Origin of the sequence: Curtobacterium sp. L3-7, assembly GCF_048756585.1 — a bacterium.
Taxonomy (GTDB): domain Bacteria; phylum Actinomycetota; class Actinomycetes; order Actinomycetales; family Microbacteriaceae; genus Curtobacterium.
Window position 1 is genome coordinate 142,120 of the sequence record NZ_CP151474.1, and the last position, 13,552, is coordinate 155,671.

At 68.9% G+C, this 13,552-nt stretch carries 13 protein-coding genes and 1 tRNA gene; 11 read left to right on the forward strand and 3 right to left on the reverse strand.

Translation table 11 applies throughout. The annotated features are described in order from the left end of the window. The first annotated feature begins 73 nt into the window (after nt 1-73). The 8 genes from AAEP80_RS00700 to pstB all read left to right on the forward strand — a co-directional run bounded on the left by AAEP80_RS00700 (nt 74) and on the right by pstB (nt 9,022). Nucleotides 74-757, forward strand: coding sequence for a response regulator transcription factor (locus AAEP80_RS00700; RefSeq protein WP_281265880.1), 684 nt, complete (start codon nt 74-76; stop codon nt 755-757). Continuing rightward, nucleotides 757-1,569, forward strand: a complete 813-nt coding sequence (mshD, locus tag AAEP80_RS00705; protein ID WP_420365587.1) for a mycothiol synthase — start codon at nt 757-759, stop codon at nt 1,567-1,569. The genes AAEP80_RS00700 and mshD overlap by 1 nt, the downstream gene beginning before the upstream one ends. 25 nt (nt 1,570-1,594) lie before the next feature. Continuing rightward, a complete protein-coding gene (locus AAEP80_RS00710; RefSeq protein WP_281265882.1) occupies nt 1,595-3,760 on the forward strand; it encodes an RNA degradosome polyphosphate kinase in 2,166 nt (721 codons plus the stop codon). After that, a complete protein-coding gene (locus AAEP80_RS00715; RefSeq protein ID WP_413600876.1) occupies nt 3,757-4,704 on the forward strand; it encodes an NUDIX hydrolase in 948 nt (315 codons plus the stop codon). Before AAEP80_RS00710 ends, AAEP80_RS00715 begins: the two co-directional genes overlap by 4 nt. A 287-nt stretch (nt 4,705-4,991) precedes the next feature. Next, nucleotides 4,992-6,101, forward strand: a complete 1,110-nt coding sequence (locus AAEP80_RS00720; RefSeq protein WP_420365588.1) for a phosphate ABC transporter substrate-binding protein PstS — start codon at nt 4,992-4,994, stop codon at nt 6,099-6,101. Between the two features lie 80 nt (nt 6,102-6,181). After that, the gene (pstC, locus tag AAEP80_RS00725; protein WP_413600874.1) at nt 6,182-7,129 is read left to right on the forward strand and encodes a phosphate ABC transporter permease subunit PstC; all 948 of its coding nucleotides are present in this window, start codon (nt 6,182-6,184) and stop codon (nt 7,127-7,129) included. 14 nt (nt 7,130-7,143) lie between these two features. After that, on the forward strand, nt 7,144-8,223 hold the full coding sequence (gene pstA, locus AAEP80_RS00730; protein ID WP_413600873.1) for a phosphate ABC transporter permease PstA: 1,080 nt from the start codon (nt 7,144-7,146) through the stop codon (nt 8,221-8,223). Between the two features lie 19 nt (nt 8,224-8,242). Then, on the forward strand, nt 8,243-9,022 hold the full coding sequence (gene pstB, locus AAEP80_RS00735; RefSeq protein WP_281265887.1) for a phosphate ABC transporter ATP-binding protein PstB: 780 nt from the start codon (nt 8,243-8,245) through the stop codon (nt 9,020-9,022). A gap of 209 nt (nt 9,023-9,231) precedes the next feature. On the opposite strand, the gene AAEP80_RS00740 is transcribed toward pstB, so the two are convergent. The 3 genes from AAEP80_RS00740 to AAEP80_RS00750 form a co-directional block, all read right to left on the reverse strand. After that, the gene (locus tag AAEP80_RS00740; RefSeq protein ID WP_420365589.1) at nt 9,232-10,080 is read right to left on the reverse strand and encodes an anti-sigma factor; all 849 of its coding nucleotides are present in this window, start codon (nt 10,078-10,080) and stop codon (nt 9,232-9,234) included. Continuing rightward, nucleotides 10,077-10,676: an ECF RNA polymerase sigma factor SigK gene (gene sigK / locus AAEP80_RS00745; protein ID WP_281265889.1), complete on the reverse strand. Its 600-nt coding sequence runs from the start codon at nt 10,674-10,676 to the stop codon at nt 10,077-10,079. The genes AAEP80_RS00740 and sigK overlap by 4 nt, the downstream gene beginning before the upstream one ends. A 491-nt stretch (nt 10,677-11,167) precedes the next feature. After that, nucleotides 11,168-11,797, reverse strand: a complete 630-nt coding sequence (locus AAEP80_RS00750) for a DNA-directed RNA polymerase subunit beta (protein ID WP_420365590.1) — start codon at nt 11,795-11,797, stop codon at nt 11,168-11,170. Between the two features lie 128 nt (nt 11,798-11,925). Here AAEP80_RS00750 and AAEP80_RS00755 point away from each other — a divergent pair, with 128 nt between their 5' ends. From AAEP80_RS00755 to AAEP80_RS00765, 3 genes are all read left to right on the forward strand, one after another. Further along, on the forward strand, nt 11,926-12,087 hold the full coding sequence (locus tag AAEP80_RS00755; RefSeq protein ID WP_165931368.1) for a hypothetical protein: 162 nt from the start codon (nt 11,926-11,928) through the stop codon (nt 12,085-12,087). A gap of 135 nt (nt 12,088-12,222) precedes the next feature. Then, nucleotides 12,223-12,295: transfer RNA gene (locus AAEP80_RS00760), tRNA-Lys, on the forward strand. Nucleotides 12,296-12,378: 83 nt separating this feature from the next. Then, complete coding sequence (locus tag AAEP80_RS00765; protein WP_420365591.1) at nt 12,379-13,506, forward strand: acyltransferase family protein; 1,128 nt, start codon at nt 12,379-12,381, stop codon at nt 13,504-13,506. Nucleotides 13,507-13,552 lie beyond the last annotated feature (46 nt).

A 13,552-nucleotide genomic window follows, 5' to 3' on the forward strand; every position in this document is an offset into this window, starting at 1 on the left:
CAGGCCGCGTCGAGGACGCTTGTCGAGCATCACTAGGATGTCCGCACGACGTCTCATCCGTTCTGGAGGTCCTGTGGCACAGCTCCTGGTACTCACTTCGGCTGCGCCCGGGGACGTGCTCCCGAGCCTCGGCCTCCTGAGCCACCGGATCCGCCACGTGCCGGCGGAGGCCGCGCAGCTGGTGAACGCCCCGCAGAGCGACCTGATGTTCGTCGACGCCAGGACCGACCTCGTCAGCGCCAAGGCCCTGTGCAAGATCCTCTCCACCTCCGGCTCGACGACGCCGATCGTGCTCGTCGTCACCGAGGGCGGCCTCACCGCGGTCAACAGCGAGTGGAACATCGACGACGTCGTGCTCGAGAGCGCCGGCCCGGCAGAGGTCGACGCCCGCATCCGACTGAGCGCCGGCCGTGCCGCGAAGAACCAGACCGGCTCGAAGATCCAGGCCTCCGGCGTCGTCATCGACGAGGCGAGCTACTCGGCGAAGGTGCGGGGCAAGCCGCTCGACCTGACGTTCAAGGAGTTCGAGCTCCTGCGCTTCTTCGCCACGCACCCGTCGCGCGTGTTCACCCGCGAACAGCTCCTCTCCGAGGTCTGGGGCTACGACTACTTCGGCGGCACCCGCACGGTCGACGTGCACGTTCGACGCCTCCGCGCCAAGCTCGGCGACCTCGAGTCGCTCATCGGCACCGTCCGGAACGTCGGCTACCGCTTCAACGTCTACGACGACGAGGCCGATCGGCTGATGGGCCAGTAGTGGTGGACCCCGCCTGGTTCACCGTTCCCGGCGAACCACCGCCGTTCTCCGACCAGACCCTCGTCGACGTGCGCGCGGGGCGCGCGGTCGTGCTGCAGGAACCCGACGGGGTCGCGGTGGTCAGGAACGGCGAGCTGGAACTGGTCGTCGAACTGGAGGCCCGTGGCCACGGCGTCGGGACACGGCTCGTCGAGCAGGCGCTCGCCCTGGACGGCGGGGCCGCTCCCCGGCTCGCCTGGGCACACGGCGACAGCCCGGCGGCACGCGCGATCGCGACCCGGTTCGGCTGGGCCGCCACCAGGACGCTGCTGCAGCTGCGCGCACCGGTGCCGACGACGGCACCGGACCCGAGCCTCCCGTCCGGGTACACCGTGACCGCGTTCCGGACGGGCACCGGCTCCGATCCCAGCACCGACGAGGGCGACTGGCTCGCCCTCAACGCCGCGGCCTTCGCGTCACACCCGGAGCAGGGCTCGATGACGCTCGAGGACCTGCGGGCGCGGGAAGCCGAGCCGTGGTTCTCCCCGGACGACCTGATCCTGCTGCGCGACGCCGACGGGGAACTCGCGGGGTCCTGCTGGCTCAAGGTCGAGGACGGGATCGGCGAGTTCTACGCCGTCGCCGTCCGCCCCGACCTGCAGGGGCGGGGGCTCGGCGGTGTGCTCATGCGCGCCGGGTCCACCCGCCTGGCCGGTCGTGGCCTGACCGCAGCCGCGCTCTACGTCGAGGGCGACAACGAACCCGCACTGGCGCTGTACCGGCGGTCCGGGTTCACGCAGCACGCGATCGACGTGCAGTACGCCGCTCCCTGAAACGTCCGGGTGGCAGGATGTGGGCATGGACACCGAACCGCAGCTCGACGGCGACTCCGTCGCGCCCGACCTCGACGACTTCGACGAGGTCGTGGAGATCGAGCACGAGTCCCTCCCCTCGGATCGATACTTCGACCGTGAACTGAGCTGGCTCCGGTTCAACCAGCGCGTGCTCGAGCTCGGCGAGGACCGCACGGTACCCCTGCTCGAACGCGCCAACTTCCTGGCGATCTTCGCGTCCAACCTCGACGAGTTCTTCATGGTCAGGGTCGCGGGCCTCAAGCGCCGCATCGACACCGGCATCGCGGTGCCCACGAACGTCGGCCGCGCCCCGAGCGACGTCCTCCGCGACATCGCGACGAAGGCGCACGAGCTGCAGGACCGGCACGCGCAGGCGTTCATGGGGTCGCTCAAGCCCGACCTCGACGCCGCCGGCATCCACATCGAGCACTGGTCCGACCTGGCAGAGGCCGACCGGCTCCGGATGCGCGAGTACTTCGCCGAGCAGATCTTCCCGGTGCTCATGCCGCTCGCGGTCGACCCGGCGCACCCGTTCCCCTACATCTCCGGCCTGTCGCTCAACCTGGCCGTGCGGGTGCGGAACCCGAAGTCGCAGCGGCAGGAGTTCGCGCGCCTCAAGGTGCCGCAGAACTTCTCCCGACTGATCAAGCTGCCCGACGACAACTCCGGCCGCATGCGGTTCATCCCGCTCGAGGACCTCATCGCGAACCACCTCGACGACCTGTTCCCCGGCATGGAGGTGCTCGAGCACCACGTGTTCCGGGTCACCCGCAACGAGGACGTGGAGATCGAGGAGGACGAGGCCGAGAACCTCATCCAGGCCCTCGAGCGCGAGCTCCTCCGTCGTCGGTTCGGGCCGCCCATCCGCCTCGAGATCACCGAGGACATGGACCCGGTGACGCTCGACCTGCTCGTCCGCGAGCTCGACATCACTGAACAAGAGGTCTACCGGCTGCCGTCACCGCTCGACCTCGGCTGCCTGTTCGAGATCTCGAAGATCAGCCGCCCCGACCTGCACTACCCGAAGCACGTCCCGACCACGCCCGTGCAGTTCCAGCCGGGCGAGCCGAACACGAAGCCGGACCTGTTCCGTGCGATCGCGTCGCGGGACGTCCTCGTGCACCACCCGTACGAGTCCTTCGCGACGAGCGTCCAGGCGTTCCTCGAGCAGGCCGCCGCCGACCCGAACGTGCTCGCCATCAAGCAGACGCTCTACCGGACCTCCGGTGACTCCCCCATCGTCGAGGCCCTCATCGACGCCGCGGCCGCCGGCAAGCAGGTCCTGGCGCTGGTGGAGATCAAGGCGCGCTTCGACGAGCAGAACAACATCACGTGGGCGCGGAAGCTCGAGAAGGCCGGCGTGCACGTCGTGTACGGCCTGGTCGGGCTGAAGACGCACTCCAAGCTGGTGCTCGTCATCCGGCAGGAGGGCGGGACACTCAAGCACTACAGCCACATCGGGACGGGCAACTACAACCCGAAGACCTCGCGCATCTACGAGGACATGGGGCTGTTCACCGCGGACGACACCGTCGGCAAGGACCTCACGCGCCTGTTCAACGAGCTCTCCGGGTACGCGATCGAGAAGAAGTTCAAGCGGCTGCTCGTCGCGCCGCTGCACCTGCGGAAGGGCCTGCTCAAGCGCATCCAGGTCGAGACCGACAACGCCGCGGCCGGCAAGCCGTCCGGCATCCGCATCAAGGTCAACTCGATGGTGGACGAGCAGATCATCGACGCGCTCTACCTGGCGAGCCAGGCCGGTGTGCCCGTGGACATCCTGGTCCGAGGCATCTGCTCCCTGAAGCCGGGCATCGAGGGGGTCAGCGAGACGATCCGTGTCCGCAGCGTCGTCGGCCGGTACCTCGAGCACTCCCGCGCGTTCGCGTTCCACAACGAGGGCGATCCGTACGTGTTCATCGGCAGCGCCGACATGATGCACCGCAACCTGGACCGTCGCGTCGAGGCACTCGTACGGATGTCGGACCCGGCGCACGTCAACGAGATCCAGGAGATCTTCGACCTGGCGATGGCCGAGACGACGAGCTCCTGGCACCTCGAGTCGGACGGCGAGTGGACGCGCCACTCCACCGACGACGACGGACGGCCCCTCGACGACGTGCAGAATGTCCTCATGCGGAAGATCTCTGCGCGGAAGCGTTCCACTCGGTGAGCGGCGGTCCCACGGGTCCCGTCGTCGCGGCGGGAGCGGTGGTCTGGCGTGAGCAGGACGGCGTCCCGCTCGTGCTGCTCATCCACCGTGAGCACCACAAGGACGTCTCCCTCCCCAAGGGCAAGGTCGACCCCGGCGAAGCGGTCCCGACGACGGCCGTGCGCGAGGTCCACGAGGAGACCGGCTACCGCGTGCACCTCGGCGCACCGCTCGGCGTCGCGGAGTACGTGCTCCCGAACGGCCGCGACAAGGTCGTGCACTACTGGTCGGCTCGGGTCTCCAACAAGGAGTACGAGCGCGCTGGGGAGTTCCGGCCCAACGACGAGGTCGCCGCGCTCGAGTGGGTCACGATCGACCAGGCCCGCACCCGCCTGACGTACGCGCGTGACGTCGAGATCCTCGACCGCTTCGCCGCCCGCGCCGAGGTCGGGCACCACCGGACGTTCGCGCTCATCACGCTCCGGCACGCCAAGACCATCCCGGGCTCGGACTGGCAGGGACCCGACGCCACCCGTCCGCTGCTGCCCGTCGGCCGTTCGCAGGCCAAGGCCGTGGCGTCGCCGGTCGCCGCCTTCGGGCCGCGCAAGATCCTGAGCAGCACGGCCGCCCGGTGCCTGGCGACCGTCGAGCCACTCTCGGACACGACGAAGCTCGGTGTCTCCAGCACGCCGGACATCAGCCAGGACGCCCACGACCAGGGTGCTGCCGACGTCAAGGGCGTCGTGCGCAAGCGGCTCGAGAAGGGGAAGACTGCCGTGCTGTGCTCGCACGGGCCGGTCGTCCCGGACATCATCGCGCGCATCGCCACCGCGACCGCCGACGACAGCGGCCGGTTCGACCTCCGTCGTGCCGCGATGCTCTCGGTCGGCGACTTCTCGGTGATGCACATCGCCGACGGGCAACTCGTGGCCGTGGAGACGCACCGCAACCCGGTCTCCGCCTGAGGCGCACAGCGCGGGCGGGGCCCGCGCTCCCGGCCACGTGCCGGGGTCCTGCGGCGCGCCCTGCCGAGCCGGGCCTCCCGTCCGCTCCTGGGCACGCTGTTCCCGAGCATGCCCCCGGATCCGCACCCGTGCGCGCGTTCCGCGCGGGGACAACCCGTCGTTCACCTCCCGTTCACCAGTGGGCGTGATCCCGGTCACTTCGCGTCCCTACAGTCGCTCCCGGGTCGGCACCGGCCCGGGGACCAGCAGCGGTCCCACCTGCACTCCACATTCCCGAAGGGACCCCTGTGAACATCAAGCGAATCGGTACGGTCGCGGCAATCGCGATCGCCGGCGCGGTCGTGCTCTCCTCGTGCGCGGCGAACGAAGGCGGCGCGGGCAGCACCTCGTCGGCTTCGGCCTCGGGTGTCGACTACTCGAAGCTCTCCGGCACCCTCACCGGATCGGGCTCCTCCGCCCAGCAGACCGCCGAGGCCACCTGGGCCGCCGGCTTCCAGGACCAGGCCTCCGGCGTCACGGTGAACTACTCGCCCGACGGCTCCGGCGCCGGTCGCAAGAACTTCATCTCGGGTGCCGCGGACTTCGCCGGCTCCGACGCCGCGCTCTCGGACGAGGAGCTCTCCGGCTCCTTCGGCCTCTGCGCCGCGGACTCGAAGGCCATCGACGTCCCGGTCTACATCTCCCCGATCGCCATCGCCTACAAGGTCGACGGCGTCAAGGACCTGACGCTCGACGCGAAGACGATCGCCGGCATCTTCTCCGGCAAGATCACCAAGTGGAACGACTCGCAGATCGCGGCGCTCAACGACGGCGCGAAGCTGCCGGACGCCAACATCACGGTCGTGCACCGCTCCGACGACTCGGGCACCACGCAGAACTTCTCCGAGTACGTCTCGGCGAACGCCGGCGACGTCTGGACCGAGGCCCCGAGCCAGACCTACCCGTACCAGGTCGGCGACAGCGCGAAGGGCACCTCGGGTGTGGCCTCGGCCATGCAGGGCGCCTCGAACGCCATCACCTACATCGACGACTCCGGCGCCGGTGACCTCGACAAGGCCAAGCTCATGGTCGGCGACACCGCCACGAAGATCTCGGCCGAGGGCGCCGCTCAGGTCGTCGCCGACTCGAAGACCGTGTCGGGTCGCGAGACCAACGACCTGGCGATCGACATCGACCGCAAGGACACCGCCAAGGGCGCATGGCCGCTCGTCCTCGTCTCCTACGCCATCGCGTGCCAGGAGTACAAGGACTCGGCCAAGGCCGACCTCGTGAAGTCCTACCTGACGTACGTGGTCTCGGACGACGCGCAGAAGGCCGCCGCGACGGAGGCCAAGTCGGCCGCCCTCTCGAGCGACCTCGCGAAGAAGGCCGCTGACGCGGTCGCGTCCATCAAGTAGCACCTCCTGAACGCCCGGGTGCCGGTCCACCGACCGGCACCCGGGCACTTCCCCGTCACCCGACAGGAGTCCCACGTCCCATGACGACAGCACCGGCCCACCCAGGGTCAACGACCACCCCGAAGCCGAAGGCCGTCGTCCGCGTCGGCGACCGGGTCTTCTCCGCCGCATCGGTGATCTCCGGCGGACTCATCCTCGTCGTGCTCGCGCTCGTCGCGGCCTTCCTCGTGTGGCAGAGCATCCCCGCCTTCTCCGCGAAGGTCGGCGAGCTGCCGAACCAGGCGGCGAACTTCTGGGACTACGTCGGGCCCCTCGTCTTCGGTACCGTCTGGTCCGCGCTCCTCGCGCTCGTGATGGCCGTGCCGCTCTCCATCGGGATCGCGCTCTTCATCTCGCACTTCGCACCGCGCCGCATCGCGCCGGTGCTCGGCTACGTCATCGACCTGCTGGCCGCGGTCCCCTCGGTCGTCTACGGCCTCTGGGGCATCGTGGTGCTCGCCCGGTTCGTGCAGCCGTTCTACTCGTTCCTCAACGAGTACCTCGGGTGGTTCCCGCTGTTCTCCGGACAGATCTCCGGCACCGGACGCACCATCCTCACCGCGTCGATCGTGCTCGCGGTCATGGCGATCCCGATCATGACCGCCGTCATGCGCGAGATCTTCCTGCAGGCGCCGACCCTCAACGAAGAGGCGGCGCTCGCGCTCGGCGCCACGCGCTGGGAGATGATCCGCCTGTCGGTCCTGCCGTTCGCCAAGTCCGGCATCGTGTCCGCGATCATGCTCGGCCTCGGTCGGGCGCTCGGCGAGACGATGGCGATCGCGCTGGTGCTGTCGGTGTCGACGAACGTCACCTTCCAGCTGCTCACGTCGCTGAACCCCTCCACGATCGCGGCGAACATCGCCCTGCAGTTCGCCGAGGCATCCGGAACCGCCCTGAACGCGCTGATCGCATCGGGTCTGATCCTCTTCGTCATCACCCTGGTCATCAACATGCTCGCGCGGTACATCGTGCGCAAGCGCGTCAGCTGAGAGGTCGCACCCCGATGTCCCTCGCACTCCGTCAGTCCTCCGGCAACGTCTTCGCCAACGGGAAGCTCCACAAGTCCGTCCCGTGGCTGCTCCTCGGCGGGAGCTGGGTCGCGCTCGCCCTCGTCTTCGCGCTGCTCAACGCCGGCGGCGCCGTCAAGGACTTCAACATCGTCGCCGCGCTGTTCCTCGGTACGGTCCTGTTCGACGTCCTCATCGTGGTCGTCTCGCGGATCGTCGAGGGCGGGCGCAAGGCGGTCGACCGGCTGATCACATCGCTCGTCGTCACGGCCTTCGTCATCGCCGTCCTGCCGCTGGTCTCGCTGCTGTACACGGTCCTCGCGGACGGTCTCGCCCGCTTCGACGCGGCGTTCTTCTCGTACTCGATGCGCGGCGTCATCTCGGTCGGCGGCGGCGCACTGCACGCCCTGATCGGCACGCTCGAGATCACCTTGTTCGCGGCGCTCATGGCCGTGCCGATCGGCCTACTGACCTCGATCTACCTGGTCGAGTACGGCCGCGGACCCCTGGCACGCGGCATCACGTTCTTCGTCGACGTCATGACCGGCATCCCGTCGATCGTCGCCGGTCTGTTCGCCTACTCGCTCTTCGCGCTGTTCCTCGGCCCCGGCGCCCGGTTCGGCCTGGTCGGCTCGGTCGCCCTCGCGGTCCTGATGATCCCGATCGTCGTCCGCTCCACCGAGGAGGTGCTGAAGATCGTCCCGATGGAGCTCCGCGAGGCGTCCTACGCCCTCGGTGTGCCGAAGTGGCTCACGATCATCAAGGTCGTCCTCCCCACCTCCCTCGCCGGCATCACGACGGGTGTCATGCTCGCCATCGCCCGCGTCATCGGTGAGACGGCTCCCCTGCTGGTCACCGCCGGGTTCACGACGAGCATGAACTACGACCTGTTCAAGAACCCGATGATGACGCTGCCGGTGTTCGCGTACACGCAGTACTCGCAGCAGGGCGCCAACCCGGTACCGTTCGTCGACCGGGCCTGGACCGCGGCGCTCGTGCTCATCCTCATCGTGATGGTGCTCAACCTGCTGGCCCGCTTCATCACCCGCCTCTTCGCCCCCAAGCTCTCCCGCTAGAACCTCCGGAAGGTCCACTGTGTCCAAGCGCATCGAGGTCGACGGCCTCAACGTCTACTACTCGAAGTTCAAGGCGGTCGAGGGCGTCGACATGACGATCGAGCCCCGCACCGTCACCGCGTTCATCGGCCCGTCCGGTTGCGGCAAGTCCACGTTCCTCCGCACGCTCAACCGCATGCACGAGGTCATTCCCGGCGCGTACGTCGAGGGCTCCGTGAAGGTGGACGGCGACGACCTCTACGCCCCCGGCGTCGACCCCGTCATCGTCCGCCGTCAGGTCGGCATGGTGTTCCAGCGTCCGAACCCGTTCCCCACGATGTCCATCAAGGACAACGTCCTCGCGGGCGTGAAGCTCAACAACAAGCGCATCTCGAAGTCCGAGGCCGACGACATCGTCGAGCGTTCCCTGCAGGGCGCGAACCTCTGGAACGAGGTCAAGGACCGCCTCGACAAGCCCGGCATGGGCCTGTCCGGCGGTCAGCAGCAGCGTCTCTGCATCGCGCGGGCCATCGCCGTGCAGCCCGACGTGCTCCTGATGGACGAGCCCTGCTCGGCGCTCGACCCGATCTCCACGCTCGCGATCGAGGACCTCATCGAGGAGCTGAAGAAGGAGTTCACGATCGTGATCGTGACCCACAACATGCAGCAGGCCTCGCGCGTGAGCGACAAGACGGCGTTCTTCAACATCGCCGGCACGGGTGCTCCCGGGAAGCTCATCGAGTTCGACGACACCGCGACGATGTTCTCGAACCCGTCCGTGCAGGCCACCGAGGACTACGTCTCCGGCCGCTTCGGGTGAGCGTGCGGGTTCTTGGGTCGGTCTCGCGCTGACTCGGAACGACAACGCCGACGTCGTACGACATCGGCGTTGTCGCCGTTTGCGGGTGCCAGGGGTCGGCGCACGCAACGAACGACGAAGTCGCTGTCGTACGACAGCGACTTCGTCGTTCCGAGTCGGATCCCGACGCCAGCACGCGTGCGGACGCCCGGCGAAGGGCGCGGACGGACCTACGCCGTGGGCACCGCGACGATCGGTGTCGTCGTCGGCTGCTTCGACCCACCGGCGGGCTCGATCGTGATGCCGACCGCCGCGCCCGCGGACTTCGCACCGCTCAGCACGGCCGAGCGGACACCGCCGTCGACGTCGTTCATCAGGCCGGCGGACTCGATCGTGCCGCCAGACGCCTCGGAGCCGATGTACCAGAGCTGGTAGGTCTTGTCCTTCGGTGCAGCGGCCACCCCGTCGAGGATGACGGCGGACTTGCCGAGCTGGTCCGACCACACGACCGTGGCAGAGCCACCGCCGGTCACCGGGGAGGTGGAGCGCTTGAAGTCGGCAGCGGCGTAGATCTGATCGAGGCCGGACGCCGCCTGGGACGCGCTGGTCCCCGGGCCGGAGTCCTGGCCGAAGATCGCCCCACCCGCGCCGAGTCCGACGCCGAGGAACACGACACCGACCGCAGCAGCGGCACCGAGCATTGCTGCCGGACGCTGGAACCACCGACGGCGAGCCGCGGCACTGGCCGAGCCACCCCCGGAGGTGACGTCCGTGACGGAGGCGATCGGAGCCTCCTGGACGGTGGCGGGGACCGACTGCGCAGCCCGACCGGTGTCGGGAGCGACCTGCGGCGTGGTCTGGATCGCGGCCATCAGCGAGGCCTTGAGGGATGCCGGCGGCTCGATCGGCTCGACCGCGTAGGCCAGGGCCCTGGCGGTCTCGGAGAGCGAGTCGGCCTCTGCACGGAGTTCCGGGAACTCGGCGAGTGCCGCTTCGACCTCGCGTCGCTCGGCGTCGCTCAGCGCGTCGAGCGCGTACGCACCCGTGAGGAGTGCGGGATCGTCGTGTCGTTCGGTCATGACGCCACTCCCATCTCGTCGCGCAGTCTGATCATCCCGTCGCGGAGACGGGTCTTCACGGTGCCGATCGGCACCCCGAGGAGCTCGGCCATCTCGCTGTGCGAGTAGCCGCCGTAGTAAGACATCTGGACGGCCTGCCGCTGGAACTCGGTCAGGCGGGCCAGTGCCCTGCTGACCCGTTCGTGCTCGATCCGGATCTCGACGGACTCGGACACCTGGTCGAAGCCGGACTCGAAGTCGCGGATCCCGATCTTGGTGTCGCGGTCACGGGAGGCCTGCGCGGCACGCACCCGGTCCACCGCGCGGCGGTGGGCCATCGTCAGCACCCAGCTCGAGGCGCTGCCCCGGGTGGTGTCGAACTTGGCGGCCTGCTGCCAGACCTCGAGGAAGACCTCTTGTGCGACCTCTTCGGACTGGGCACGGTCCTTGAGGAGGCGCGTGATGAGTCCGAGGACGCGGCCGGCGAGTTCGTCGTAGAGCTCCGAGAAGGCCTGCTGGTCGCCCTGGGCGACGCGGAGGAGGAGGGAATCCGGCGACGACGGAACCGGCTCGGTCGAGCTCCAGCGTTCGGTGTCGCGTTCCACGATGGCAAGCATTGCAGGTTTTCCTCCTTCCGGTGTCCGGGTTGCTCCATGCTGCGGTTCTTGGCAGCGAGGGTCCCGTGCGATCCGCAGGGAATTACTCCGGCCGGGTGAGCCGGGTCGGGTCGCACGGGGAGCCCTCGCTGTGTGGCGGCCCATGGGATCCGTCACGCTGATGATTCGGCACCCTCGTCCAGTCGGATTGCTCGGGATCCCGGCGAGGATCGTCACGCGTTCAGGGCGCGCCCGAGATCGATGTGTCCACCGAGAGTGAACACGGGCGCGCGCACGGCAGGTGTCTCGTAGAATCGATGTCGCCGGGCCGCAGCAAGCCCCGGGCTCCAAAATTCGCCGCTTCGAGCGGCCTCGCGCCGAGAGGCGCTTCTGCGGCCCGGTTTTTCTCTGCCCTCTGACCGGTCTTCCGGTCTCCGGTTGGTCCGGCCTCCGGTCATCCGGTCTGGAGGCTCGGTGCAGGTCTTCCGCCCCGGTTTCGTCGGGTGGTCGGCTCAGTCCAGGGCGTCGCGGCGCCACAGCGCAGCAGCCGCGGACAGGTCCTCCGCCAGCTCGGACAGCCGGAAGGCACGGACCGTCAGCACGCTCGCCCGCTCCGCTGCCGTGAGGTCCGAGTCGTCGGCGACGCTCGTGGCTCCCGCTGCGGCGAGGCGGCAGAACGCGGCGCCGCGGTCGAGCGCGACCGCGAAGTCGCCGGTGTAGAGGCCGTGCAGGATGCTGTCCGCGAGCGTCAGGATCTCGGCGGGCCCCGTCGGTGCCTCAGCCCCCGCGACGGCCTGGTCGATCGTGCCGATGCGCTCCGTCCCGCGCGTGAAGAGGAACGCGATCTCGTCCGGGTTCTGCCGGATCACCGTCCGCATGAGGTAGATCCGCCAGAGCGCGCCTGGCAGGGTGTGCGCTCCCACGCGGGCCCAGAGCTCCGCCACGGCCTCGATGCCGTGCACGTCCGTGTACGTCACGAGTCGCTCCACCACCTCGGGATCCGGGTCCTGCCGGACGCGGTGGAGCAGCGCGTTCGCGGTCTCGTGCGCGACACGGTTCACCAGCGCTGGGTCCTCGCCACCCTGGATGGCGGCGAACTCGGCGTCGGTGAAGTGGACGGGACGGTGGTGATCGCGAGGCACCGCAGCAGTGTAGGCGTCACCGGTGACACGCCCGCCCTCCGTTCGCCCCGAACGGACAGCGGCGGTGACGGGTACCGTGCTCGTGCGTAAGGGAGGCACTCCTCCTGGACGTAGAAGAGAGGACCCTCGTGAACGCCCTGCTCATCATCCTGGCCGTGATCGCCGTCATCCTGCTGTTCGTCGGCGGATTCGCCGCGAGCCTGAAGTTCTTGCTGTGGGTCGGCGTCGTGCTGCTCGTCATCGCGATCATCGCCTGGCTGCTCCGGACCTTGACCGGCCGTCGGAGCTGACCTCGTCGGCGCCCGAGGTGGTGCCGGCCTGAGATCGAACGAGTGCGCAGTAGCCGGGGCTCCCATCGCGTGGAGGCCCCAGTACTGCGCACTCGTTCGTTGTCGGCGTGCCCGTCCCGGTAGCCTGGACGCCGAGGGCCTCTAGCTCAGTTGGTAGAGCACCGGACTTTTAATCCGAGGGTCGTGGGTTCGAGCCCCACGGGGCCCACTGGTTCCGCCCACCGGCTTCCCATCCGACCGTCGGACGTGACGCAGTTTCGCCTTCTCCTGTGGATTCCATAGGATCTCCCCATGCGCGATCGCCCTGCGGGCAGGATCGGATCGCTCGATGGCCTGCGCGGAGTCGCCGCGGCCATCGTCCTGGTCCACCACTCCCTGCTCACCATCCCGTCGTTCGCGAACGGGAACCTCCACCTCCCCGTTCCGGACTCGAGGAGTTGGCTCGTCTACAGCCCGTTGCACGCGTTCTGGGCCGGCGGGGAGGCCGTCTTCGTCTTCTTCGTGCTGAGCGGGTTCGTGCTCACGCTGCCGGCACTCCGGCGGACACAGGACTGGATCGCGTACTTCCCGAGCCGGTTCATCCGGCTGTACCTGCCCGTCGTCGCCTCGGTCTTCCTCGCCCTCCTGCTCTTCCTCGCCGTCCCGAGGACGGGCGCGCCGGGGCAGTCGGCCTGGGTCGCTCGTCACGCCGAGCCACTGTCCCTCGGTGGATTCCTCGGAGACCTGACCCTCTTGGCGCCCACCAGGATGAACAGCCCGCTCTGGTCGCTGACATGGGAGGTCGCGTTCTCGCTGCTCCTGCCGTTGTTCGTGTCCATCGCCGCGCTCACGCGCAGGCACTGGTGGATCACGGCGATCGTCGCCGCGTTGCTGTCGACCGCGGGGCACCCGCTCCGCATGCAGTGGCTCACGTACCTGTCGATGTTCCTCGTCGGATCCGCGATCGCTGCGGGCTGGGAGCGGATCCCGGCGGTCAAGCGACCGCTCGGGTGGGTCCTGTTCCTGGCCTCGCTGCTCGGGATCACCTGTGCGTGGTGGATCCCCAGCGACATGCCGGGAGCCGTCTTCGAGTCCACCGTCATCACGGCCGCTGCCGCGACGCTCGTCGTCCTCGCCGGCAAGTGGTTGCCGGCCGAGCGGGTCCTGCTCGGTGCCGTCCCCCGCACGCTCGGACGGATGTCGTTCAGTCTCTACCTGGTGCACGAACCCATCGCGGTCAGCGTCGCGCAGCTCGTGCCAACGGCACACCCGTGGCTCACCCCGATCATCACGATCCCGGTCGCGCTCGTCGTCGCGGTCTTCTTCGCCCGGTTCGTCGAGCTGCCCGCGCACCGACTCGCGAAGACGGTGTCGAAACGCGTGTCGGGTACGGACGGCGGAGCACGTCGCGGGCGCCGCGTGGCGGAGAGCGTGCACTAGCCGCCTACACCGCGCACGGAGCGTGCTGCCACCCGCCGTCCGTACA